General features: G+C 71.2%; 22 protein-coding genes. 8 read left to right on the forward strand and 14 right to left on the reverse strand.

The window, feature by feature from the left end; genetic code table 11:
• Positions 1-121: 121 nt before the first annotated feature.
• The 4 genes from ACFV6V_RS23060 to ACFV6V_RS23075 all read right to left on the reverse strand — a co-directional run bounded on the left by ACFV6V_RS23060 (position 122) and on the right by ACFV6V_RS23075 (position 5,941).
• Entirely contained in the window at positions 122-2,110 is a 1,989-nt protein-coding gene (locus tag ACFV6V_RS23060; RefSeq protein ID WP_385568121.1) for a TerD family protein, read from the reverse strand.
• A gap of 122 nt (positions 2,111-2,232) precedes the next feature.
• Positions 2,233-2,811: a TerD family protein gene (locus ACFV6V_RS23065; protein ID WP_361278094.1), complete on the reverse strand. Its 579-nt coding sequence runs from the start codon at positions 2,809-2,811 to the stop codon at positions 2,233-2,235.
• 147 nt (positions 2,812-2,958) lie between these two features.
• A complete protein-coding gene (gene uvrB, locus ACFV6V_RS23070) occupies positions 2,959-5,079 on the reverse strand; it encodes an excinuclease ABC subunit UvrB (RefSeq protein ID WP_385568124.1) in 2,121 nt (706 codons plus the stop codon).
• A complete protein-coding gene (locus ACFV6V_RS23075; RefSeq protein ID WP_385568045.1) occupies positions 4,988-5,941 on the reverse strand; it encodes an MHYT domain-containing protein in 954 nt (317 codons plus the stop codon). Before ACFV6V_RS23075 ends, uvrB begins: the two co-directional genes overlap by 92 nt.
• 188 nt (positions 5,942-6,129) lie before the next feature.
• Between ACFV6V_RS23075 and ACFV6V_RS23080 the strand changes: the two genes are divergently transcribed.
• Positions 6,130-6,699, forward strand: a complete 570-nt coding sequence (locus tag ACFV6V_RS23080; protein WP_385568048.1) for a methylated-DNA--[protein]-cysteine S-methyltransferase — start codon at positions 6,130-6,132, stop codon at positions 6,697-6,699.
• Between the two features lie 171 nt (positions 6,700-6,870).
• A complete protein-coding gene (locus ACFV6V_RS23085) occupies positions 6,871-8,238 on the forward strand; it encodes an MFS transporter (protein ID WP_385568051.1) in 1,368 nt (455 codons plus the stop codon).
• A 408-nt stretch (positions 8,239-8,646) separates the two neighbouring features.
• Here ACFV6V_RS23085 and ACFV6V_RS23090 read toward each other — a convergent pair whose 3' ends face one another.
• A complete protein-coding gene (locus ACFV6V_RS23090; RefSeq protein ID WP_385568053.1) occupies positions 8,647-9,024 on the reverse strand; it encodes a cupin domain-containing protein in 378 nt (125 codons plus the stop codon).
• 122 nt (positions 9,025-9,146) lie between these two features.
• Here ACFV6V_RS23090 and ACFV6V_RS23095 point away from each other — a divergent pair, with 122 nt between their 5' ends.
• Positions 9,147-10,055: a pseudouridine-5'-phosphate glycosidase gene (locus ACFV6V_RS23095; protein WP_385568056.1), complete on the forward strand. Its 909-nt coding sequence runs from the start codon at positions 9,147-9,149 to the stop codon at positions 10,053-10,055.
• A complete protein-coding gene (locus tag ACFV6V_RS23100) occupies positions 10,052-10,975 on the forward strand; it encodes a carbohydrate kinase family protein (RefSeq protein ID WP_385568058.1) in 924 nt (307 codons plus the stop codon). Before ACFV6V_RS23095 ends, ACFV6V_RS23100 begins: the two co-directional genes overlap by 4 nt.
• A gap of 6 nt (positions 10,976-10,981) precedes the next feature.
• Here the strand turns inward: ACFV6V_RS23100 and ACFV6V_RS23105 are convergent, their stop codons facing one another.
• Positions 10,982-11,644: a uridine kinase gene (locus ACFV6V_RS23105; protein WP_385568061.1), complete on the reverse strand. Its 663-nt coding sequence runs from the start codon at positions 11,642-11,644 to the stop codon at positions 10,982-10,984.
• Positions 11,645-11,698: 54 nt separating this feature from the next.
• Complete coding sequence (locus ACFV6V_RS23110; protein ID WP_385568062.1) at positions 11,699-12,364, reverse strand: winged helix-turn-helix transcriptional regulator; 666 nt, start codon at positions 12,362-12,364, stop codon at positions 11,699-11,701.
• Positions 12,365-12,448: 84 nt separating this feature from the next.
• Here ACFV6V_RS23110 and ACFV6V_RS23115 point away from each other — a divergent pair, with 84 nt between their 5' ends.
• Positions 12,449-13,660, forward strand: a complete 1,212-nt coding sequence (locus ACFV6V_RS23115) for a pyridoxal phosphate-dependent aminotransferase (protein WP_385568065.1) — start codon at positions 12,449-12,451, stop codon at positions 13,658-13,660.
• 438 nt (positions 13,661-14,098) lie between these two features.
• On the opposite strand, the gene ACFV6V_RS23120 is transcribed toward ACFV6V_RS23115, so the two are convergent.
• Positions 14,099-14,833, reverse strand: a complete 735-nt coding sequence (locus tag ACFV6V_RS23120; protein WP_385568067.1) for a hypothetical protein — start codon at positions 14,831-14,833, stop codon at positions 14,099-14,101.
• A 94-nt stretch (positions 14,834-14,927) separates the two neighbouring features.
• Between ACFV6V_RS23120 and ACFV6V_RS23125 the strand changes: the two genes are divergently transcribed.
• Complete coding sequence (locus tag ACFV6V_RS23125) at positions 14,928-15,611, forward strand: DUF2293 domain-containing protein (RefSeq protein ID WP_385568069.1); 684 nt, start codon at positions 14,928-14,930, stop codon at positions 15,609-15,611.
• A gap of 38 nt (positions 15,612-15,649) precedes the next feature.
• Here ACFV6V_RS23125 and ACFV6V_RS23130 read toward each other — a convergent pair whose 3' ends face one another.
• From ACFV6V_RS23130 to ACFV6V_RS23145, 4 genes are all read right to left on the reverse strand, one after another.
• Positions 15,650-16,354: a chaplin gene (locus ACFV6V_RS23130; protein ID WP_385568070.1), complete on the reverse strand. Its 705-nt coding sequence runs from the start codon at positions 16,352-16,354 to the stop codon at positions 15,650-15,652.
• 166 nt (positions 16,355-16,520) lie between these two features.
• A complete protein-coding gene (locus ACFV6V_RS23135; RefSeq protein WP_385568072.1) occupies positions 16,521-17,870 on the reverse strand; it encodes an SWIM zinc finger family protein in 1,350 nt (449 codons plus the stop codon).
• Between the two features lie 76 nt (positions 17,871-17,946).
• Positions 17,947-20,874 carry an SNF2-related protein gene (locus tag ACFV6V_RS23140; RefSeq protein ID WP_385568075.1) on the reverse strand — a complete coding sequence of 976 codons (2,928 nt, stop codon included), beginning with the start codon at positions 20,872-20,874 and terminating at the stop codon, positions 17,947-17,949.
• 136 nt (positions 20,875-21,010) lie between these two features.
• Positions 21,011-21,988: a slipin family protein gene (locus tag ACFV6V_RS23145; RefSeq protein WP_385568126.1), complete on the reverse strand. Its 978-nt coding sequence runs from the start codon at positions 21,986-21,988 to the stop codon at positions 21,011-21,013.
• 191 nt (positions 21,989-22,179) lie between these two features.
• On the opposite strand from ACFV6V_RS23145, the gene ACFV6V_RS23150 reads away from it, so the two are divergent.
• Complete coding sequence (locus ACFV6V_RS23150) at positions 22,180-22,515, forward strand: hypothetical protein (protein WP_385568077.1); 336 nt, start codon at positions 22,180-22,182, stop codon at positions 22,513-22,515.
• A gap of 119 nt (positions 22,516-22,634) precedes the next feature.
• A complete protein-coding gene (locus tag ACFV6V_RS23155; RefSeq protein ID WP_385568080.1) occupies positions 22,635-22,910 on the forward strand; it encodes a DUF6343 family protein in 276 nt (91 codons plus the stop codon).
• A gap of 3 nt (positions 22,911-22,913) precedes the next feature.
• On the opposite strand, the gene ACFV6V_RS23160 is transcribed toward ACFV6V_RS23155, so the two are convergent.
• Positions 22,914-23,276 carry a tetratricopeptide repeat protein gene (locus tag ACFV6V_RS23160; RefSeq protein WP_385568082.1) on the reverse strand — a complete coding sequence of 121 codons (363 nt, stop codon included), beginning with the start codon at positions 23,274-23,276 and terminating at the stop codon, positions 22,914-22,916.
• A 48-nt stretch (positions 23,277-23,324) separates the two neighbouring features.
• A complete protein-coding gene (gene coaE / locus ACFV6V_RS23165; RefSeq protein ID WP_385568085.1) occupies positions 23,325-23,927 on the reverse strand; it encodes a dephospho-CoA kinase in 603 nt (200 codons plus the stop codon).

Here is a 23,927-nt window from a genome sequence, read left to right on the forward strand (position 1 = left end):
CCCCTCCGCGCAAAGAACAGTACAGGAAAGACCAAAGAAAGGTAAAGCGAAGGGTAATGTGGAGGCCAAGTGCGCAGGTGGGGAGCAGTGTGATCAGTGCTTCCGCGGCATCGAGCCCTCTTCAGCGCCTTCCGGTGCGCCTGGCCTCGGCCACCCGGGTCAGCACCTGCCGGAGCACCTGGCTGCCCGGGGGGATCACCGGCGGCTCGTACGTCCAGGAGTGCTGCACCCAGGGATCGGCGAGATGGGCGTCCGGGACCGGGGTGATCCTCAGCAGCGAGCGCCATAGGGGATCGAGCACCGGCCCGTAGGCGCTTGCGTCCTCCCGGTCGGCCACCATGAGCAGATGCACGCCGACCGCGGGACCCTCGTCGGCGAGATAGCGCAACTGGGTGACGGCGCGGTCGTCGAAACCGTGCGGGAAGTCATTGACGATCACCAGCTGCTCGGCGGTGTCGAGATCCGGCGGCAGCGCGTCGGCCGCTCCGGCGCGTACCGCCATCTGCACGAGATCGAGACGCTGGGTGAGCTTGGCGAGCACCGCCGAGACGCCCTGGGCGCCGGAGGCAGGCGGTTCGTCCAGCACGCCCGAGTGCACCAGCGGTGCGAGCGAGCTCGCACCCGAACCGGCCGGGTCGATCACATGCACCGTGAACTCACCGGCCGGATAGGCGGCGAGCAGCCGGGCCGCGTGGATGACTGCCGTGTCCATGGCGAGCCTGCGGATCTGCGCCTCATCCATCAGGGACGCCGCATCGGAGGTCCGGCGGCCACTGTCGACCCACAGGCCCCGTTCGAGCGGAAGCCGCATCAGCATGGGGATGCGCAGCCCGGGACACTCGGGAAGGTGCAGATCCCCAAGGCGCAGGGCCATCGGGATCTCCATCGGCGCACGGTAGGCCTGCCAGACCGGATGGTCCCAGCGGGCGAACGCGGGCGGCAGCGCGGGCTCGACGACCCCGGACTCCGCGGTGAGCTGGCCGAGATCGCGGTCGAGGGCCTCACGGGCCCGTCCGATCAGCTCCTCGCAGCGGTCTCGAGCGGCCGTCGCGGCATCCCCTGAGCCGGTGAGCCGGACACGCGGGTCGGAGAGCGCACGGTCGAGCTCCTGATCACGACGGGTCTCGGCGAAGTCGACCGCGCTCCGGTAGGCGGCGGTGGCCCGGGCCAGGTCCTCGAACATGCCCCAGACCTGGTTGTAGAGCCGCTCCTCCATGGACCATCCGGTGGCGTCACCGGCGACCGGCGGGGCCGGGCGGCCCGGCTCGGCGGGCGGCACGGCCGGGGCCGGCGACGGTGGCGCGGCGGACTGTCTGCGGGGGTGCGCGTAGTTGATGGGGCCACCGGGCGGCGCGGCCGTCCCCGGCTGATTCGCGGCGCTCGGCCGGGGAACGCCCTGGGTCCCGGGGTGCGCGTCCGCAGGCCCTTGGGCGCCCTGGTCGGACGCGGGCGCTCCGGTGCCGGGGAGGGTGTGGTCGCCCCCCGCGCTCGAGGCGGCCGCCGGTGCGCTGTGGCGCACCTCCGTGGTGCGTGGCGGTGGTGTGCCGACCGTGCGGGCCACCCCGGGCGCGACGGTCTCGTGGATGGTGGCGACGAGCTCCCCGGGACGGTCGACGCCCTGATCGGCGAGCAGCTCGGCGAGACCGCCCGCGTACCCCTGGCCGACGGCCCGTATCTTCCACGCGTCCTGGCGGCGGTAGAACTCCACGGCGACCACGGCGGACTCGGTGTCCAGACCGGTGAGGGTGTAGCTGACGATTGCGGCGCCTTCGGGGCAGGTGACGGCGAGGAAGGGGGCCGCGACGGCCCCGAAGCTGGTCGGGGCGCCTGGTGCCACCGGCAGCGCGAGCAGCAGCGACACCCGGTGGGCGGCGGCCGGCACGACGGCCAGGTCGACGGCGATCCGGTGGTCGGCGGTCGCCTGCCGGGACACCTCCACTCCGGGGCAGGCCGGCTGGGCGGGGTGTGCGAGCCATTCGGGGCCCGCCACGCGGCCGTGCTCGTCGGCCAGGGTCGCACCGGCCACGACGGCCTTTCCGGCCGACACCCGGATCTCCAGTCGGGTGTGGGGCAGCGGATGGTTCTGCCCCCGGACCAGCTCGGCCGTCATCGGCTCTGTCCCCTCGGTGATGAGCTCTCGGTGGTGCGCGGTGTACGACGGCTCCCGGCGGTCGAAGCCGCCGGGAGCCGCACGAAGGGCGGTCACGGCCCCGTGGCCGTGACCGGGCGTGCCTACAGGTGCGGAACGATCGCCGGCATCAGGTCCTGGAAGGTGCGGCCGTTGGCGGGCTCGCCGACGGCGGTCATCTGCCAGCCGGAGCCGACGCGGTGCACCTTGGCCATGATCTGGGCGGTGTACTGACCGCCACCGGTGAGGGTGTAACGCGCCATTTCCTGGCCGTTGGTCTCGTCGACGATCCGGCAGAACGCGTTCTGCACCTCGGCGAAGGTCTGGCCGGTGAAGGAGTTCACCGTGAAGACGATCTGGTCGATGTGGACCGGTACACGCTGGAGGTCGACCAGAATGGCCTCGTCATCCCCGCCCTGTCCGGCGCCGCCGACCAGATTGTCACCGGTGTGGCGGACGGATCCGTCGTCGCTGACAAGGTGGCGGAAGAACACCACGTCCACGGGCTGCTTGTCGGCGAAGAGGACGGCCGAGGCGTCGAGGTCGATCTCCCTGGTGCGGGACCCGAACAGCCCGCGCCGAGGAGCCGCCTGCCAGCCCAGGCCCATCCGCACCGCGGTCAGCGTGCCGCCGTCGGACTTCTGCAGGCTGATGCCCTGCCCCTTGGACAAGTTGACGCTCACGCGCTGTCCCCCCTCTCTCCCCGGTCTGACCGGGATAGCCATCGCGGTCGCCGTCCGTGGGGCGACCACGTCTGAAACCCTACGCATCCCAGCCGAGCCGCGGAGCGCGGGTCGGCCTTTTGTGGCGCTCTTGCAACAGTCGCCGGCTCAGGCCAGCCCCGCCTCCCTCATCTGCCGCAGCTCCTTCTTGAGTTCACTGACCTCGTCCCTCAGCCGTGCGGCCACCTCGAACTGGAGCTCCGCCGCTGCTGCCCGCATCCGGTCGGTCATCTCCTCGATGATCCCGGCCAGTTCGGCGGCGGGACGGTCGCTGGTGATCTCGCCCTTCTTGGCGCCACCGGCCTTGGCGCCCTTCGCCGCCTTTGTGCCGCCCGCGTGCGCTGCCAGCGAGGGCACCGGTGTCCTGGCGGCCTTGCCGTCCTTGCCCTGGCGGTAGCCGGTGCCGAGGAGCTGCTCGGTGTCGACCTCCTCGCGGGCGATGGTGGCCACGATGTCGTTGATCTTCTTACGCAGGGGCTGGGGGTCGATGCCGTTCGCCTTGTTGTAGGCGATCTGCCTGGCCCGGCGGCGGTTGGTCTCCTCGATGGCCTTCTCCATCGCCGGGGTGATCTTGTCGGCGTACATATGGACCTGGCCCGAGACATTGCGTGCCGCGCGGCCGATGGTCTGGATGAGGGAGGTGCCGGAACGCAGGAAGCCCTCCTTGTCCGCGTCGAGGATCGCGACCAGGGACACCTCGGGGAGGTCGAGGCCCTCACGGAGCAGGTTGATGCCGACCAGCACGTCGTACTCACCGGCGCGCAGCTCGCGCAGCAGCTCGATCCGGCGCAGGGTGTCGACGTCGCTGTGCAGATAGCGGACCTGGATGCCCAGCTCCAGGAAGTAGTCGGTGAGGTCCTCGGCCATCTTCTTGGTGAGGGTGGTCACCAGGACGCGTTCGTCCTTCTCGGTCCGCTTGCGGATCTCGTGCACCAGGTCGTCGATCTGGCCCTCGGTGGGCTTGACGACCACCTCGGGGTCGACCAGTCCTGTAGGGCGGATGATCTGCTCCACGAACCCGTCGGAGCGGGACAGCTCATAGGTGCCCGGGGTGGCGGACAGATACACCGTCTGCCCGATCCGCCCCTGGAACTCCTCCCACTTCAGGGGCCTGTTGTCGAGGGCCGAGGGCAGGCGGAAGCCGTGGTCGACAAGGGTCCGCTTACGCGAGGCGTCACCCTCGTACATCGCGCCGATCTGCGGGACCGTCACATGCGACTCGTCGATGACCAGCAGGAAGTCCTCGGGGAAGTAGTCGAGCAGCGTGTTGGGCGGGGTGCCCGGGTCACGGTCGTCGAAGTGCATCGAGTAGTTCTCGACGCCGGAGCAGCTGCCGATCTGTCGCAGCATCTCGATGTCGTACGTGGTGCGCATCCGCAGCCGCTGCGACTCCAGCAGCTTGCCCTGCTTGTCCAGCTCGGCGAGGCGCGACTCGAGCTCGCGCTCGATGCCGTTGACCGCCTTCTCCATGCGCTCGGGGCCGGCGACGTAGTGGCTGGCGGGGAAGACGTACAGCTCCTGGTCGTCGCTGATCACCTCGCCGGTGAGCGGGTGCAGGGTGGAGAGAGCCTCGATCTCGTCGCCGAACATCTCGATGCGGACGGCCAGCTCCTCGTAGACCGGGAAGATCTCAATGGTGTCGCCGCGGACCCGGAAGGTGCCCCGGGCGAACGCCAGGTCGTTGCGCGAGTACTGGATGTCGACGAAGCGGCGCAGCAGCTGGTCGCGGTCGATCTCCTCGCCGACCTTCAGCGGCACCATGCGGTCCACGTACTCCTGCGGGGTGCCGAGGCCGTAGATGCACGAGACCGAGGCGACCACGACCACGTCCCTGCGGGTCAGCAGCGAATTCGTCGCGGAGTGGCGCAGCCGCTCCACCTCCTCGTTGATCGAGGAGTCCTTCTCGATGTACGTGTCCGACTGAGGGACGTATGCCTCTGGCTGGTAGTAGTCGTAGTACGAGACGAAGTACTCCACCGCGTTGTTCGGCAGGAGCTCGCGGAACTCATTGGCCAGCTGGGCGGCCAGCGTCTTGTTCGGCGCCATGACCAGAGTCGGGCGCTGGAGCTTCTCGATCATCCATGCCGTGGTCGCGGACTTGCCCGTGCCGGTCGCACCGAGCAGGACGACGTCCTTCTCACCTGCTCGGATGCGCTTCTCGAGCTCGGCGATGGCCGTCGGCTGGTCGCCGCTGGGCTGGTAGGGGCTGATGACCTCGAAGGGCGCCATCGAGCGTTCGATCTTGGTAACGGGCCGCATGCAACCACCGTACGACCCGCCACTGACATTGATGCCGGTACGCGGAATCCTCGGCGTTCTCGGCGGACTCGGCGTTCTCGGAGCCCCCGGACCGCTTCCGGGCGGAGACGGCGAGCGCGCCCGCCAGGACGAGGAAGAACAGCGGGCCGACCAGCAGGGGGGCGAGGAGGGTGGCCGGTGAGTCGCCGGCCGTGCCCGCGGGGGCGGCGCCGTGCACATGGACCCGCACTCCCGCCATGCCGGTGTAGTGCATGCCGCTGACGGCGAGCCCCATCACCAGTCCGGCACCCAGGCTCGGCAGAAGGCCCCGGACGGAGACGGCGGCCCAGAGGGCCGCGGTGGCCGCGACGACGGCGATCAGCACGGAGAGGGCGATGGTCGCGGTGTCGTAGGCGAGCCGCCCCTGGAGCCGCATTCCGGCCATGCCCAGATAGTGCGCGGAAGCGATGCCGAGTCCGGTGATGGTGCCACCGGTGACCAGGGCCAGGGCGGTGGCACCGCGATGGCCCACGATGACGATCCCGGTGCCGGTCATGACGACGGCGACACCGAGACTGGCCCAGGTCGTGGGCCGGTCGTAGCCGATCGGGGCCTCCGCGACGGTGAAGCCCGTCATCGCGATGAAGTGCATGGTCCAGATCCCGGCACCGATGGCAGCGGCCCCGAGCATCAGCCACCACCAGCGCAGCGCTCCACGCTCTCCGCACGATCTGCTCGTGCACACCGCCCGGGCGGTGCAGCGCAGCCCCAGCGCCCCGCCGGCGCAGGCCATGAGAAAGGCGGCCACGGGCGTGAGGAGACCGTGGCTGAAACCGTCGACTGTGCCCTGCATCGCGCTGTGTCCTTCGCTCCGTGTACCGCCCTGTGCCGCCGTGTACCGCCGTGTACCACCCTGCGCCGCTCGTGGCCGGAGGGCTCCCGGTGGGTGGAGCCCGTTACGGGGCGAGGGTAGGGCGATCCTGCCAGGAGGCAAACCCCGGGGTCAGGGGCATTGTCAGTGGCTGGTCCTACGGTGGTGCCATGAAGAGCTTCGAGTGGACCGTGGTGGGCTCGGACATCGGGCCGCTGCTCCTCGCCGCCACCGCGGACGGACTGGTGAGCGTCGTGTTCCACGCCGACGCGCCGGTGCGTGACAGGGCGGTCGACCGGCTGGCCGCACAGCTGGGCGGCACCCCTCATCAGGTAGCCTCCGCGGCGGATGCGGTTTCGGCGGGCAGCACTGCCGCACCCGGTCGGCTCGCCGAGCCCATACGTCAGTTCGCAGAGTACTTCGCCGCGCGGCGCAGGGACTTCGACCTGACGCTGGACTGGTCGCTGGCCTCCGGCTTCAACCGCGAGGTGCTGCGCGAGCTGGCATCGGGGGTGCCGTACGGCGCGGTCGTGGGATACGGCGAGCTGGCCGCGCGGGTGGGTCGGCCGGACGCCGCGCAGGCGGTGGGCGCTGCCATGGGATCGAATCCGCTGCCGTTGGTGGTGCCGTGCCATCGTGTGGTGGAAAGCGACGGGAGTCTCGGAGGCTTCGGCGGCGGCCGGGAGACCAAGCGCAAGCTGCTGGCCCTGGAGGGAGTGCTGCCCGAGCCGTTGTTCTGAACGGCACCGGTCGTGCCGCCTCACCCACACCGAGCCCTCTGCCCTGGCGGCCGAAAGGCGATTCCGCCGGTGCGCGTACACCTGGCACACTACGGCGGTGGCTCCTACTTCCTGTGATGTTCCGATAGCCGGTGTCGGCAGCGCGCTCTCCGGAGCGGGCGCGATCACCCGATGAGCACCGGAAAGAAGTCCCCGGCGGCGATCGACGCGGCAGAACTGCCCGCGCTACGACGGCGGATCACCCCCGTGCTCATCGCGGGCCAGATACTCGGGGGTCTTGGCGTGGCCACCGGCGTCGCTCTGGCCTCCGTGCTGGCGCAGCAGGTGAGCGGTTCCGAGGCGCTCTCCGGTCTCGCCCCGACGGCGATGGTGGCCGGCACGGCGCTGCTGTCCGTACCGCTGGCCGCGCTGATGACCGCGCGTGGACGTCGCCCGGGCCTCGTACTGGCCTATGTGATCGGCGCGACCGGGGCGGCCATCGTGGTTCTGGCGGCGGCGCTCGGGAACTTCCCGCTGCTCCTGCTGGGGATGGCGGGCTTCGGCGCCGCCTCATCGGCGAATCTCCAGTCGCGCTTCGCCGCAGCGGACCTGGCGGAGCCCGACCGGCGGGCACGGGCCATCTCCCTCGTGGTGTGGGCCACCACGATCGGGGCGGTGCTCGGGCCGAACATCGCCGCGCCCGCGGGCCGCAGCGCGTCCCGGCTCGGGATCCCGGAGACAGCCGGACCGTTCCTGTGGGCGGGCGGGGTGTTCCTGATCTCGGCGCTGGTCGTCGCCCTGCTGCTGCGTCCCGACCCTCTGCTGACGGCGCGGGCGCTGGCCCCGGCCGGCGAGGACACCAGGGAAGGGCGTTCGCTGCGGGCCGGGGTGCGTGCGGTCCGGGAATCGCCGCGGGCCCAGCTGGCCCTCGCCACCATCGTGGTCGCCCACACCGCGATGGTGTCGATCATGTCGATGACCCCCTTGGCGCTGAGCCATCACGGGGCGGGGATCGAGCTGATCGGACTGGTGATCAGCGGCCATATCGCGGGTATGTACGCATTCTCACCGGTGATGGGCTGGCTGGCCGACCGGCTCGGCCGGCTCTCGGTGATCGGCCTGGCCGTGGGGTTGCTCGCCTGCGCGGCGCTGCTGGCCGGGACCGCCGGGGCGAGTCATGGCCGTACCGCCGCCGGTCTGTTCCTGCTCGGCCTGGGCTGGTCCGCGGGACTCGTCTCGGGCTCGGCGCTGCTCACGGACTCGGTGCCCGGCCCGGCCCGCGCCGCCGTCCAGGGTCTTTCCGACCTGACCATGAACGCGGCGGCGGGTATCGGCGGTGCGGCGGCCGGTCTGATCGTGTCCCGCACCAGCTATGGCTGGCTGAACGCGGTCGGGGCCTGCCTGCTGCTGCCGCTGGCCGCCCTCATCGTGTACCGCTCGCTCACACGGTCCCGTGCGGACACCGGGGCGGCGGGATCCGGGGGCGGGGACAACGCCCGCCCTGACACACCGAATGCCCCGGCCGTCCCGGACCCGGCGGGTTCCGCGACCACGGACTGATCCCTGCCGCCACCCGCCGGCTGAGCCTTGGTCTAGGGCCTTTCGTTCGGATCAGGTCGGATTCGCGTGCCCCTGGTGCCGCGTCTCGCCGCGTTGTCGTCGGTCGGCATGGCTCCGCCATGACTCCCTCCTCCGCCTTGCGATACGTCCCCTCGGCCCCGAGGGGCCGGGGGAGACCCCAGGCTCGACCCCAAGGGCCGGGGGAGACCCCAGGCTCGGCCCCAAGGGGCCGGGGGGAGACCCCAGGCTCGGCCCCAAGGGGCCGGGGGGAGACCCCAGGCTCGGCCCCAAGGGGCCGGGGGAGACCCCAGCCTCCTGATCTAGGTGCAGATGTCGCAATCCACACCGAGCCAGAAGGCCCTCACCCATTTCAAGCACCCAGCACGCGTGTCACCAACGTCCCGGGACCTAGAGGCTGATGTGGTAGGCCTTCCGCAGGGTCTCGTGGACCGTCCAGGTCGTCTTGTCGCCCTCGCGCAGCACACAGGCGTCGCCAGGGCCGAGTTCAAGGGTGGCACCACCCTCCACCGCCACGGTGGCGCGCCCGCTCACGACGACGAACAGCTCATTGGCCTCGGTGTCCGTGACCACACCGGGGGTGATCTGCCAGATGCCGCGCAGCTGCTTGCCGTCTTCCGACTCCCACAGGACCCGTCCGGTCACCACGGGCTCACCGGAGACGATCTGCTCGGGCTCGAGCGGCTCTGCTTCCAGCTCGACGTCCGGAATGTGCACGACAAAGGAAGGGGATTCGGGGCCGGCAGCGGTGTCATCAAAGGTCGTCATGGCGCGTCACCTTAGCGGGGCCGGACAAGCACCGCGCGAGCAGGCGGATTCAGGGGCGTGCCAGTGAGGATCGTTGTCCGGCGAAACGTTTGCGCGGGGTTTCGCCGTGCCAGGGATGGATCATGCCCGAGACCACACTGCTGCTGTCGCCAGAGGTACGGGAGGCGCTCGACGCCCACCGTCCCGTCGTCGCCCTCGAATCCACGATCATCGCGCACGGCCTGCCCCGCCCCCGCAATCTGGCCGTGGCGGCGGAGTTGGAGTCCCTGGTCAGGGACAACGGGGCGGTGCCCGCGACGATCGCCGTGCTGGACGGACGCGCCCATATCGGCCTCGGCAAGGCCCAGTTGGAGCGGGTCGCGAAGGACCCGGAGGTCCGCAAGCTCGGGCACCGCGACCTCGCACCCGCCCTCGCCACCGGGGCGAGCGGGGCGACGACCGTGTCCGCCACCGCGTTCCTCGCCGCCCGTGCCGGGATCAGGGTGTTCGCGACGGGCGGGCTGGGCGGAGTCCACCGGGAGTGGATCCACTCCCAGGACGAGTCGGCAGATCTGCGGCTGCTGGCACGCACCCGGATCGCCGTGGTCTGCGCCGGGGTGAAGTCGATCCTCGACGTCCCCGCGACACTTCAGCGCCTGGAGACCCTGGGCGTCGGTGTCCTCGGCTACCGCACCGACCGCTTCCCGGGGTTCTACCTGTCCTCCTCGGGCGAGCCCGTCGACTGGACGGTGCACACGCCCGAAGAGGTCGCCGGGGTGATCCGTGCCCAGGACGCGCTCGGCGGGCCCGACACGGCGCTGGTCGTAGCCCAGCCGGTCCCGGAGGACCAGCAGCTCGATCCCGGGCTGCATGACCGGGTGCTGTCGGAGGCGCTGGACGCCTGCCGGGAGCGCGGCATCGCGGGCCAGGGGGTGACCCCCTTCCTCCTGGAGCACCTGATGCGGGCCACGGCGGGCGCGTCGCTGGAGGCCAACCTGGCGGCGGTACGCGGAAACGTACGGCTCGCGGCCCGGATCGCGGCGGCGCTGTGACCGGTCCCACCGCGCCAGGTCCCGACCGGGGCGGTGCCCTGCTGGTGGTCGGAGATGTGGCGACCGACGTGGTGGCACGGCACGGTTCGGGTCTCGCCCATGGGACCGACACCGCCGCCGAGGTACGGACCCTCCCGGGTGGCGCCGGGGCCAACGCGGCCTGCTGGGCCGCGTACGCGGGCTGCGCCGACGTACGGCTGCTCGGCAGGGTCGGCGCCGAGAGCGCCGACTGGCACACGGCGCATCTGCGAAAGGCCGGGGTGCGTCCGCTCCTGGTGACCGACCCCGAGGCGCAGACCGCCACCATCGTCGCACTCGTGGACGCCCGTGCCGAACGCACCTTCCTCACCGACAGCGGGGCGGCTCTGCGGATCTCCCCGGCCGACTGGTCGCCCGGCCTGCTCGACGGGGTCGCCCGGCTCCATCTGTCCGGCTACCTCTTCTTCGGCGACCCGAGCCGCGAACTCGCCGACGTGGCCATGGCCGACGCACACGCACGGGGCATCCCGGTGAGCGTGGACCCCGCGTCGGCGGGCTTCATCGCGGCGATGGGAGCCGATTCGTTCCTCCGCGCGGTCGCCAAGGCCGATGCGCTCCTGCCCAACACCGACGAGGCCCGTCTGCTGACCGGCGTCCCCGACGCCGCCGACGCCGCGGCCCTGCTGAGCCGCCAGGTCCCGCTCACCGTCGTCACACTCGGGGCCGAGGGCGCCTTGGTGGCGGAAGCGGGCACGGTGACGGCACGGGTGCCACCGGTCCAGGCGAAGGCGGTCGACTCGACGGGGGCCGGTGATGCCTTCACCGGCGCCTTCCTCGCCGCCCTCCTGTCCGGCGCCGACGCGGCGGTCGCCGCAGCGGAGGGATGCAGGGCGGGGGCTCTCGCGGTCGCCCTGGACGGGGGACGCCCGCCCGCGGGATAGGGACCTCTACGCGCCCGGCGTTTCGCCGGGCCCCCACGGGTCGTTCCAGGCCGGGTGCCTCGGGTCGTCGGCACGGACGACGACCTCGGCGGCACCGGCCGGGGCGACCTCGTGCTCGTAGCGCTCGAAGGCGGGCAGCGTCCAGTGCTCCGCCTGGTCCGTGCGACGGCACAGTGCGCCCGGCGAGAGCCGCAGATGGACGGTGAGGTCGAACGGGAACCAGTGCCCGAGCAGCAGCGGCCCTTGCAGCACCAGCACTCCCCCGGGCGGGAGTTCGCGGTACGCGCTGCGTGTGGCGCGGTCGGTGACCGGATCCCAGAGGTCGGGCAGCACCCGCCCCGACCCACCCGGCTCCAGGGGTCCGAAGACCTCGCGCCAGAGCGCGCCCGTGTCGAACCAGCCCTCGTAGTACGTGTCGGGGTCCTCGCGGCCGTGCTCGTAACGCAGTGACGCCGGCCGCAGGAACCCGGTGGCCGCGATCACCTGGACCGAACGCCCGCGCAGCCGCAGCGCGTCCGCGAACGCGGAGGCGGCCGCGCCCGTGTCGGCGGCGGGCGCACCGTCCACGGCCACACGGAGCCAGTTGCCCCCGTCGTGGGCCGTGGTCCGCGCGATCCGGTCGGCGACCGCTTCGGTCAGCCGTTCCCAGGTGATCGGTTGCAGTCGCACGGCTCCATCATGCCCGGGGCACGGACCGGGCCATGCGGCACGGCCTCGACGGCCTCAGGCCGTGAACCGCTTCAGGCGGATACGCCCTTCCCGTACCCCGTCGTCCACGCTCAGCTTCCCCAGGCCGATCTCCAGACATGTGCCGGCATCGAGTTCGAGCCGTGCCGCCGCCGTACCGGGCGGCGGCGCCCCTTCCCCGTACACCGGCTCCCCCGCGGCCTCACCGACCCGCAGATGGAACTCACCCTCGTCCAGCCGGACTTCCACGATCCCGTGCCACCCCGCCCGTTCAAGGCTCCGGCGCAGCGGCAGGGCGAACCAGTGGGCCCTTACCGCGTCCGTCGGCCGGGGCGCGGTCAGTTCGGGGACGCCCCACTCGGCCAGGGCTGTGAGCACGGGCAGCAACTCATGTCCGCGAGGAGTCAGTTCGTAGACGTAGGCGGAGACCGGCGCCGGGAGGCGGTGGCGCACGGCCAGACCGTCGCGCTCCATGTCCTTGAGCCGGGAGGCCAGCACGTCCGTGCTGACACCGGGCAGATCCGCGTGCAGATCGGTGTACCGGCGCGGCCCCGCCAGCAGTTCCCTGACGATCAGCAGGGTCCAGCGGTCGCCGACGGCGTCGAGCGCGCGGGCGGCGGCGCAGTACTGGTCATAGCTTCGGCGGCGCGCGGGGCGCGGCGGTGTCGCGGTGCGCGACGGGGATGACGAGCGAGGCGGCATGCGAGGCAGTCTAGACATAGTGTTGGACTTTCCAAGCAGTCACTTGGTAAAACCAAGCAACAACGTTTCCGGGGAGGTCAGCGCATGGAGTTCCGGCAGTCGAGCAAGCTGAGCGAGGTCTGCTACGAGATCCGCGGTCCGGTGATCGAGCACGCCAACGCGCTGGAGGAAGCCGGCCACAGCGTCCTGCGCCTCAACACGGGCAACCCCGCACTGTTCGGCTTCGAGGCACCGGACGAGATCCTCCAGGACATGATCCGGATGCTGCCGCAGGCCCACGGGTACACCGATTCCCGCGGCATCCTCTCCGCCCGCCGCGCCGTCGCCCAGCGCTACCAGGCCCTCGGACTCAGCGAGGTCGGCGTAGACGACATCTTCCTCGGGAACGGGGTGTCCGAGCTGGTCTCCATGGCCGTGCAGGCCCTGCTCGAGGATGGTGACGAGATCCTGATCCCCGCTCCCGACTTCCCGCTGTGGACCGCCGTCACCACGCTCGCCGGAGGACGGCCCGTCCACTACCTGTGCGACGAGTCGGCGGACTGGTACCCGGACCTCGACGACATGGCCTCGAAGATCACCGACCGGACCAAGGCCGTGCTGATCATCAACCCCAACAACCCCACCGGCGCCGTGTATCCGCGTGAGATCGTCGAGGGCATCCTCGATCTGGCGCGCCGCCACCAGCTGATGGTGTTCGCCGACGAGATCTACGACCAGATCGTGTACGACGACGCCGTCCACCACAGCGCGGCGGCCCTCGCCCCGGACCTGGTCGTCCTCACCTTCAGCGGACTCTCCAAGACCTACCGGGTGGCCGGATTCCGTTCCGGCTGGATGGTCGTCACCGGGCCCAAGCAGCACGCCCGAAGCTATCTGGAGGGGCTCACGATGCTCGCCTCCATGCGCCTGTGCCCCAACGCGCCCGCGCAGTACGCCATTCAGGCCGCGCTCGGCGGGCGCCAGTCCATCCACGAACTGACCGCACCCGGGGGGCGGCTGCGCGAGCAGCGCGACCGCGCCTGGGAGCGGCTCAACGAGATACCCGGGGTCTCGTGCGTGAAGCCGAAGGGCGCGCTGTACGCCTTCCCGCGGCTCGACCCGGCCGTGCACCCCGTCCACGACGACGAGAAGTTCGTACTGGATCTGCTGCTGCGCGAGAAGATCCAGGTCGTGCAGGGTACGGGCTTCAGCTGGCCGCGTCCGGACCACTTCCGGATCCTGACGCTCCCCCACGCCGACGATCTGGACGCGGCGATCAGCCGCATCGGCAGGTTCCTCAGCGGCTACCGCCAGTGAGTGCGCGGGAAGAGGCAGAACAGGAGCGGGCCCGAGGGCGTAGCCTGCCCTCGGGCCCTGTTGATGCCGCTCACATCACACGCCGGCACGCTTGAGGACCCGGGTCAGTCTCATTGTGTCGCGTCCTGCCTTTGGACCACCGCCGATCGAGCTCGGCGGACCAGATTCGAACTGGCATTTCGACACACCAGGGCCCGGGCCCGGTCGATCCGGCGATGAGCGGCGAATGCTGAGTCTGGAGCGAGAGTCTGAGATTGATCGCGGTCTGCCTCTGCCGAGTTGGGCTACCCCGGCTCGCACGGTAGTGCCGGGGGGAGGACTCGAACCTCCACTGGAACCGCTTCGTCACGACAAGCTTCAGCTTCAGCTTTGCGCTCCTCGCGCACCCCGCCCGCGATGCCGCGGACGGGGAGTCTGTGTGATCGTAGCCTCAGGGGGCTACTGACCGAAGAGATAGCCGAAGACGGCGTCTCCGACCCGCTGGTCCGTGACCTCGGCGCCGTTGGCCTCCTCACGGGCGAACTTCACGGCCTGCTGGAGCTTCTCCACCCGGTCCAGCAGTTCGTTCACCCGGCGGGCGGGCAGCGCTCCGGAGAACTTGACCGTTGTCCAGTAACCGACGGGGATGTCCTCGTAGTACACCTCGACCTGCGCCGGATGCTTCTCGGTGGCCTCCGCCTTCACGTGGTTGCGGGGCACCTTCCTGGTCCGGACGGTCTTGACCGGCTCGGTCTTCCACGAGTCCGTGGACGGGTCCTGGGACCAGGACTCGGCCGCGTCGAGCACCGGCAGCTTGCGCACGAAGGTGTTGATGTCCGTCAGCTGCTTCTCCAGGAAGAGGAGATACGAGACGGGCGCATCGGCGACCAGCACCCGGCCGTCGACGGCGATGTCGGCGCGGGCCGCGCAGTTCGCCCAGTCCTTGGTGGCGGTCACGTCGAACAGCCGGGTCAGCGTCTTCGCGGTGTCGCGCAGCACGTCCTCGGCCTTGATCTGCACCAGCGTCGACTCGGGCGGAAGCTGCTCGCCCTCCTCGTCCTTCGGCTGATACGTCCGGGAGATGCCGGCCAGAAGCGCGGGCTTCTGGAGGCCGTGATGGGCCGCCGTAAGATCCTGGTGCGCCTTGGACTTGACGCCTTTCTCCACTGCGATGATCTGATTGAGTTTCGCCACGTGCGGGAACGTAGCAGTCCCCAAGCCCCTTCATCGAACGATTATCCGGCGCAGTGCCGGAGATGCGGCCGCCGCAGGGAGGGAGACCGGGCCGGTGGATCCTCTCGTGGTCGTGGAGCCGTTGAAGCCGCGCCGCTGCGCCGACTGCCATCGCGGTCCGCTGGAGCGGATGGTGCTCGACTTCAACTCACCGCGCTGTCTGGACTGCGCGGACCTGGGACATCTGGTGTTTCTGCCCCGGGGGAACGCGGCCCTCACCCGGCGCGCCCGGGAGGCCGGTTCGCTGTGGGCCGTTGTCGTACGGCACAACAGACAGCGCACACGGTACGAGCGGCAGGGTCTGCTGGTGGAGGAGGAGGCCCTGGCCCGGGCCGAGCGGGCCTGCCTGGCCGACGCGGAGGCGCGGGCCAGGCGCCGGGAAAGGGACGCCGCGCGGCGTGCGGCACGGGATGTGCTGTTCACGGGGACGCTGACCGCGGAGATCCTGCGACTGTTCCCGTACTGCCCACCGGACCGCGCGGCCGATGTCGCGGCGCACACCGCGGAGCGCGGGAGCGGGCGCGTGGGGCGCACCGCGGCCGGACGAGCGCTGGACGAGGGGGCGATCACGGCGGCAGTGCGTGCGTCCGTACGTCACCTCGACACGCCGTACGACACCCTGCTCATCCGGGGCGTACCTCGCCATGAGGCGCGCAAGCGGGTGGCTCCGGCCATCGAGGCCCTGCTGGCCAGGTGGCGCGGACCCGTGCGGGACGGGGCGGACACGGGAGCGGGGTGACGCCCGCGTCACCCCGAACCACCCCCGCCCCTTCCGTGCTACGCCGCGGGGCGGAAGCGGCGGTAGAGCACGGCACCACCGAGGATCAGGGCCGCGCCTGCCGGGATGGTGAAGGCGGCACCGGCCGCGGCGCCCGTCCGGGCCAGCTGGGCCGGCATCTGATGGGGTTCGTGGTGGGCTGCCGCGACTTCTTCCATCGGCGGCCTGGACACCGGATTCGGGGTGACCGGAATTCCGGGTCCGTTCGACGAGACATTGCCGACGGAGGCATTGCCGATACCGACGACGTTGAGGGAATTGCCGGAGACATTCACCGGCACATCGACGGGGAGTTGAACGGTGTTGCCCGAGAGCAGCCCCGGGGAACCCTGGGCGCCACCCGCGGCCAGCGCACCGCCGAGAACGCCGTTGTCGACGTCGTGGTCGCGGGCGTCCGTGGTGCGGGTGCCCGGTGCGTCGGCGTGCGGGGCGATGCGCTGCACGTCAGTGGCGGTCCGCGCGGCGTCCGCGTTGGTACAGCGGTTGCCGACAGCCGGGTTGAGCACGCCGATCACATTGATGGTGTTGCCGCATACGTTCACCGGGACATGCACGGGGATCTGCACGGTGTTCCCGGAGATCAGGCCCGGCGATCCGGCCGCGCTTCCCTGCGCGGCCGAGTCGGCGTGCGCGGCCCCGGCGGCTGCCATCGCACCACCCGTGACCATCGCTGCGACGAGGCCTGTTCGGTAAATCCGCCTCATTGTTCCTGCCTTCCGGATAATGACCACGGGTAGCTGTCCCGCACCGGAAATAACGCGATGGAGCCAATCGGGTTATGGCCGGCCATCCTTTCACCCCATCGAGTGGGCCGATTATCGAACTGAACGTCACTCGACCGTCACCACACCCGATCTGGTGGCCGTGCACTCAATGGCCGGTCAGCGCGGTGAGCGCCCCGACCGGATCCGTGTCGGGCATACCGCGCGGCCACCAGTCGTCGCAGCCCGGATCCGACTCGTAGCCGTACCACAAGCCGTCCCGGCCCAGGCGCAGTTGAAGTGTGGAGGTGGAGAGCCGGTTGCGCCGGGGACGGAACGCCGGGCCGGCCGGGAAACCGGCGGCGATCAACGCGGGGCGCGCCCGGTCGAAGGGACCGGCCGGAGGGTCCCATTCCTCCTCCAGAACGGTGAGTCCCGCGAGACCGCCCTGCCGCCAGGCCGCGACGGCACGGGCCAGGTCCGTCGGGCTGCGGTCGGTGGCGCGGGCCAGCGCGGTGTAGAGCGCGCGGGTGGACGCGGTCAGCCCGGAGCCGGGATGGGCGGCGGCCAGCCGGACGGCGTCCTGCCAGGGGGTGAGGCCCGTGAGCGGGTCCCGCCCGGTGCGCAGTGTGGTGTGGGCACGCCCCGCCGCCTCGGTGGCGAGGAGGTCCAGGGCGAGTGGGTCAGGGGCACCGGCCGCCTCCGGATACACGGGTGGGCGTCCGGGATGCGGAGGCACGGGCAGCGGGTCCGGGAGAGCCGGAAGGCTGCGAGCCGCCAGAACCGATGCGGCGGGAACGGTCGCGAGGAGCGGCGGCGGAGTCTGCCCTCCGGCGCCGCTCCGACCCGCCTTGGCACCCCGGTTCGCGGTGCGCTCCACGATGCGCCGCGCGGTGGCCCGCTCCGCCGCCGAGCGTGCCGCATTGCGCCGGGTGAGCTCGGCGAGGACCTCCTGCTCACCACGTCCGCGCATCAGGAACAGCACGAAGGGGTCCTCGTCGAGGATCCTGGCCGTCTGGTAGCAGAGCGCGGCGGCGTGCTTGCAGGGAAGGCCGTCATCGGGGCAGGAGCAGTCGGGGATCAGATCACCCGGTGCGGGCAGCAGTTCGGCGGCGTTCGCGAGAGCGTGCGGCACGTCCTTGTCGAGCAGTGCCGCGATGTGGTCGGGGCGGCCCGCCGCGATGTCCAGGAGCCGCTCCCATTCCTCGTCGCCAAGGGTGCGCAGCCGGATGTCCGTGCGATACGGGCGAGGGCGGGAGCCGTGGACATAGGCGGTGACCCTGCCCGGAGTCACGGTGATCGCGTCCACATGGCCCCGCCCGGCGTACGAGCGGCCGCGGGCGAGGCGCGCCGGATCGAGCGCGGTGTCCTCCAGCGCCTCCACCCATGCGTTGCCCCACCAGGAGGCGGCGGAGGTGTCGTCCCCGGAGCGCGGGGCGAGCCGGGGGAAGGTGCGCCGCCGATCGTCCGGCCTGCGGGGGGCATCCCCGCGAGAGGAGCGAAGACGGTGGGCGGTCATGACGTACTCCTGGTGGCGCGTCCCCGGACGAGCCGTTCGATGCGGCTGGTCGGCCTGGCCGGCCGGCTCGGTCCGGTCACGAGGGCCTCCGCAGCGATACGAGATCGGCCAGCTCCCGGTCGGTGAGCTCGGTCAGCGCCGCCTCACCGGATCCGAGCACCGCGTCCGCCAGCGCCCGCTTGGAGAGCAGCATCTCGGCGATGCGGTCCTCCACGGTGCCTTCGGCGATCAGCCGGTGCACCTGCACCGGCTGGGTCTGGCCGATGCGATAGGCACGGTCGGTGGCCTGGTCCTCCACCGCCGGGTTCCACCAGCGGTCGTAGTGGATGACATGACCGGCCCTGGTCAGATTGAGCCCGGTGCCCGCGGCTTTCAGGGAGAGGATGAACACGGGGACCTCGCCGGACTGGAAGCGATCCACCATCCGCTCCCGCTCCGGGACGGGCGTGGCGCCGTGGAGCAGCTGGGAGGCGACTCCCCTGGCCTCGAGATGTCCGGCGATCAGCCGGGCCATCGACACGTACTGGGTGAACACCAGCACCGAACCGTCCTCCGCCAGGATCGTGTCGAGCAGCTCGTCGAGGAGGGTGAGTTTCCCGGAGCGGGCGGTGAGGCGGGCGCCGCTCTCCTTCAGATACTGCGCGGGGTGGTTGCAGATCTGCTTCAGCGAGGTCAGCAGCTTCATGATCAGACCGCGGCGCGCCATGCCCTCGGCGGTTTCGACCAGAGCCATGGTCTCGCGCACGACCGCCTCGTAGAGCGATGCCTGTTCCCGTGTCAGGGGCACGGGGTGGTCGGACTCGGTCTTGGGCGGCAGCTCGGGCACGATGCCGGGGTCGGACTTCTTGCGGCGCAGCAGGAAGGGGCGGACCAGCCGGGCGAGCCGCTCGACGGCCTGATCGTTCTCCGCGTGTTCGTGGTTCTCGACGGCGCGGGCATGGCGGGCGCGGAAGGCCTTCAGCGGTCCGAGCAGTCCGGGTGTGGTCCAGTCGAGCAGGGCCCAGAGCTCTGACAGGTTGTTCTCGACGGGGGTTCCTGTGAGGGCGATCCTCGCCGGGGCGGGGAGGGTGCGCAGTGCCTTGGCGGTCGCCGAGAACGGGTTCTTGATGTGCTGTGCCTCGTCGGCGACGACCATGCCCCAGGTCTCGGCGGCCAGTGCGGCGGCGCTGGTGCGCATCGTGCCGTACGTGGTCAGGACGAAGCCGGGGCGGTCGGCTGCGGTGCGGATCGCCTCCAGGCTGCGCTCGGCACCGTGGAACCGGAGCACGGGCACACCAGGCGCGAACCGGGCGATCTCCCGCTGCCAGTTGCCCAGCAGGGATGCCGGGCAGACGACGAGGGTCGGTGCCGTGCGGGCGCCGTAGCGGGCGCGGTGCAGATGGAGTGCGATGACCGTGACCGTCTTACCGAGGCCCATGTCGTCGGCGAGGCAGCCGCCGAGCCCGAGTGAGGTCATCAGGTCCAGCCAGGCGAGCCCCCGCAGCTGGTAGTCGCGCAGCGTCGCGTCGAGCCCCGGCGGCTGGGCGAGCGCCGCCGGGCCTTCGACGAGCCGGTCCCGGAGCGCGGCGAGCGTGCCCTCGGGGACAGCCTCGACGATCTCCCCGTCCACCTCGGCGCTGCCGGTGAGCGCCACGGCCAGCGCGTCCACCGGCCCCAGGAGCCCCAGCTCCCGCTTGCGCGCCTTGCGTACGAGAGCGGGGTCGACCACAACCCACTGGTCACGCAGCCGCACGATGGGGCGATGGGACTCGGCGAGTGTGTCCATCTCCCCTGCGGTCAGCGGATCCCCGCCCAGCGCAAGCTGCCAGTGGAACGCGAGGAGTTGCTCGCTGTCGAAGAAGGGCGTGCCGTCGGTGGCGGACCCGGGCGCCGGTGACCGCACCACGGCGGTGGCGCTGAGGGTCCTGGCGAGCTCCCTGGGCCAGTGCACGGCCACACCCGCCGCGCCGAGCCGCTCCGCGGCCACGCCCAGCAGTTCGTACAGCTCGTCCTCGCTCAGCGGAAGGACGTCGGGGAGCTCGCGCTCCAGGAGGCGCCCGAGCGGGTGCCAGACCCTGGCGGCGCGGCGCAGGGCCAGCACCGCGTCGATCCGGGCCCGGGGCCCGAAGTGGTCCTCGCCGTCACCTGCCCAGAGGCGTGCGGCGTCGAGGACCAGGGTCGGGTCGGCGAGGCTGTGCACCTGCACGAGGGCTGCGGCGGCCCGCCGCGCGGACCCGTGCCCGTCCGGCCCGGTCGCTTCGGGATCGTCCTCGGCCGGCTCGGGGCCGCCGGACCCGTGTGCGTCGACCCGGTCGAACAGCTCGTACGCCGAGAGGTCGAGGCGCAGCGAGATCCGCACCCCCGCGTCCATGCCGGCGGCGGCCTCGGCGGCCCAGGCACGGGCGTGCGGCAGGCGCTGCGGCGCCATCGCGGCGAACGGCCGTCCCACCGCGTGCTCGGCCGCAGGGGTGCGGGGCAGCGTGTCCGCGACCGCGTCCAGGAACGACCTGACCAGTGCCTCGGGCTCGGGCAGCCGCAGCGACCGCGGTCCCGGCACCGGGGTGGCGTGGGCTTCCACGGGCATTGCGGCGGCGATGGCCCGCAGGTGGGCGATGTCGTCGGCGTCGAGCGGACCGGCCCGCCATGCGTCATGGTCGTCCGTGGTCAGACCAGGCAGCAGCCGGCCGCGTGCGACGAGCTGGAGGGCGTGCAGGGCGGCGGCTCCCCAGCAGGCCGTGGCGGGGTGCGCCGCGGCGTCGTGCCGGGCTCGGGCGAGGAGGGGCAGGGCGTCGGCGACGGGCAGCAGCACGGCGGGGACGACCTGTCGGCGCGCCCCGCTGCCGTGCCGCCGCACCACCGTCAACTCGCTGTGCTCCCCCGCCGAACCGGGGGCGGGAGAAGGCAGGGCGCCGTCCGGACTCCAGAAGGCGACCCGCCCTTCGCGCGGCAGCGCGGCAGGGACGAACACCGCGGCACGGGTGTGCAGCGTGAGTCGCTCGGGCTGCGTGTGCGGCGTTTGCGGCATGCGCGGGGCACCTCCCCTCCGTGGCCGGGCTTCGAGGCCTGCTGGTCCTTCGAGTCACGACCATACGGGCGGGGTCTGACAGTGCTCCTCGAGAGCCTCTGGGCCGGACCGTGCCGCTACGAGCCACCGGCCGCGGTCACCCCGTCCGGCGGCTCTCCGGTGCGTCCTCCTCGGCCGTCGGCATCACGGCCGCGTCGGACTTCGGCGGGTCCAGGTCCAGGCCCGTCAGTCCGGCCAGCCCTTCGAGGGCCGGGGGTGCCTGTGGCGCTGCCGCGTCGGCGGGCGCCGCCGGTTCACGCTCGTTCGCGGGCTTGCTCTGTACCGGCGCCGAGACGGCGGCCTCCGGCGCAGGGCGGTGCGTGCCGTGCTCCAGGAAGCGCAGCAGCTCGACCGGGATAGGGAGCACCAGCGTGGAGTTCTTCTCGGCGGCCACGGCCATCACCGTCTGGAGCAGCCTCAGCTGGAGCGCCGACGGTGCGTCTTCCATCTGGTGCGCTGCCTCGGCCAGCTTCTTCGACGCCTGGAGCTCCGCGTCGGCGTTGATGACCCGGGCACGGCGCTCCCGGTCCGCCTCCGCCTGCCGCGCCATCGAGCGCTTCATCGTCTCCGGGAGCGACACGTCCTTGATCTCCACCCGGTCGACGCTGATGCCCCAGCCGAGCGCCGGGCTGTCGATCATGAGTTCCAGGCCCTGGTTGAGCTTCTCCCTGTTGGACAGGAGATCGTCCAGCTCGCTCTTGCCGATGATGGAGCGCAGCGAGGTCTGGGCCATCTGCGAGACGGCGAAACGGTAGTCCTCGACGCTGACGATGGCGTCGGCGGCGTCCACCACCTTGAAGTAGACGACTGCGTCCACCCGGACCGTGACGTTGTCCCTCGTGATGCCCTCCTGGGCGGGCACAGGCATGGTCACGATCTGCATGTTCACCTTGTACAGGCGGTCGACCAACGGAACGATCATCGTGAATCCGGGCTCGCGGACGCGATCGCGCAGCCGGCCGAGACGGAACACCACACCCCGCTCGTACTGCTTGATGACCCTGGCCGCGGCCAGGCCGTACACCACGAGCGCAGAACCGGCCGCCACACCGGCCACCACCAGCTCTTCGACCATCACGGCACCCCCTGCCGTCCGTCCCGTCCCGGTCCGTCCTCGCTTCCACGGTATTCCCGCGATGACCCCCGGTCGAGCGTCAGGATCCCCTGTGCGGCTGTCTCCGACGTGCCTGCCCGGCGGAAGTCCGGCAACGTGGCGACCACGAGTGATCACAAGTGGGATCCCCAGACGACAGACGAGGACCAGCCATGCCCCATCTCCGGCGTCCCGCCATCGCGGCCGGGACACTGCTTCTGACCCTCGCCGTCGCGGGCTGTTCCGGTCTCGGCCGGACCGCGGTAGGCAACGTGATCTACGAGACCGAGGACAAGCGTGTCGTCCATGTGTCCAACCCCGTGGTGACCGGCTGCTTCCCGTTCATTCCGAAGGGCGCGCACCGGGTCGAGAACGCGACGCTGATCGATATGTTCCTGTACCGGGAGCCGAACTGTAAGGGTCCCGAGTCGGGGTACATCGGGACGACGCTGTTCGACAACATCGCGCCGGGGACGACACCGTGGCTGAGCTATAGCTTCGTCCACTGAGGGTGCGGGGTCACGGGACGGACGGGCTGTCGGTGTACCCACCCCGCTGGAGTACGCCCGCCCCCGGGGGATACCGCGCGGATTCCGGGTAGACCCTGGAATGGAAGAGGCGATATGCCATGCGCACCGGGAGTGAGCCCGCGACCGCACGCAGTCCCCTGCGGTTGCGATTCTGGCTGAGTGTCTGGGGCCTGCTGTGGGCGGTCGCCGGTACCGCCCTCTTCACTCTGACCGGCCGGGCGGGCTGGGCCATAGCCTGCGCGGTGCTGGTCTTGATCATCTCGGCGGACCTGATGATGGTGGTGCACCGGCTCCATCAGGGGCCGCACTACCAGCCGGGTCCGGACATCCCACCGTACGAGCCGGACCGGGGCGACAACCGGCCCCCGCGCTGACCGTCAGTTCTCGAAACGGGCCGCCTCGAGGTACTCCGGCTTGGGGTCGAGAGCCGCGGCCAGGCGGAAGTGCTTCCGGGCCAGCTCGGGGCGGCCCGCACGCTGGTAGGTGCGGGCGAGGGCGAAGTGGGCGAACGCGTTGTCCGGTTCGCGCTCCAGGACGATCTCGAACTCGAGCTCAGCGGGCCGCAGTTGGGCGGCAGCGAAGAAGGCACGGGCGCGCAGCAGCCGCGCGGCGGTGTTCTCGGGGTGGGCCGCGATCACCGAGTCGAGCAGCTTCACCGCACCCCGCGGGTCCCGTGCCGCCAGCAGATGCTCGGCTGCACGAAAGTCGATGACGTGGGTCTCCGGGTTCGTGTCGGGCACTCTCGCATCCTTCCCCTTGCTCGGGCGATTCAACATCCCCTGCGCCGGCTAACCGGCTGCCGCGCGCTCGGTGAGCGCCTCCCACACCTCTCGTACGCGTGGCTCCAGTGACTCCAGGGGCCCGTTGTTGTCGACGATCAGATCGGCGATGGCGCGCCGCTCCTCGCCAGTGGCCTGTGCGGCCATCCGGGCCCGGGCATCGGCCTCGGTCATTCCGCGAAGCCGGACCAGCCGGTCGAGCTGGGTGGCCTCGGATGCCTCCACCACCACGACCACGTCGTACAGCGGGGCGAGGTGGTTCTCGGTGAGCAGGGGGACGTCGTGGATGACGATCGCGTCCGGCCCGGCCGTGGCCTCGAGCTCGGCGGACCGGGCCCCGACCAGGGGGTGGACGATCGCGTTCAGTCCGGCCAGACGATCCGGGTCGGCGAAGACGATCGAACCGAGCTTCGGACGGTCGAGAGTGCCGTCGGCGCTCAGGATCTCGGGACCGAAGGTCTCGACGATCGCCGCGAGTCCGGGTGTCCCGGGCTCCACCACCTCGCGCGCGATCCTGTCGGCGTCGATGAGGATCGCCCCGTACGACACGAGCAGTCGCGACACTTCGCTCTTGCCGGCGCCGATTCCGCCGGTCAGGCCCACCTTCAGCAT

Origin of the sequence: Streptomyces sp. NPDC059828, from assembly GCF_042731955.1 — a bacterium.
Classification (GTDB): domain Bacteria; phylum Actinomycetota; class Actinomycetes; order Streptomycetales; family Streptomycetaceae; genus Streptomyces.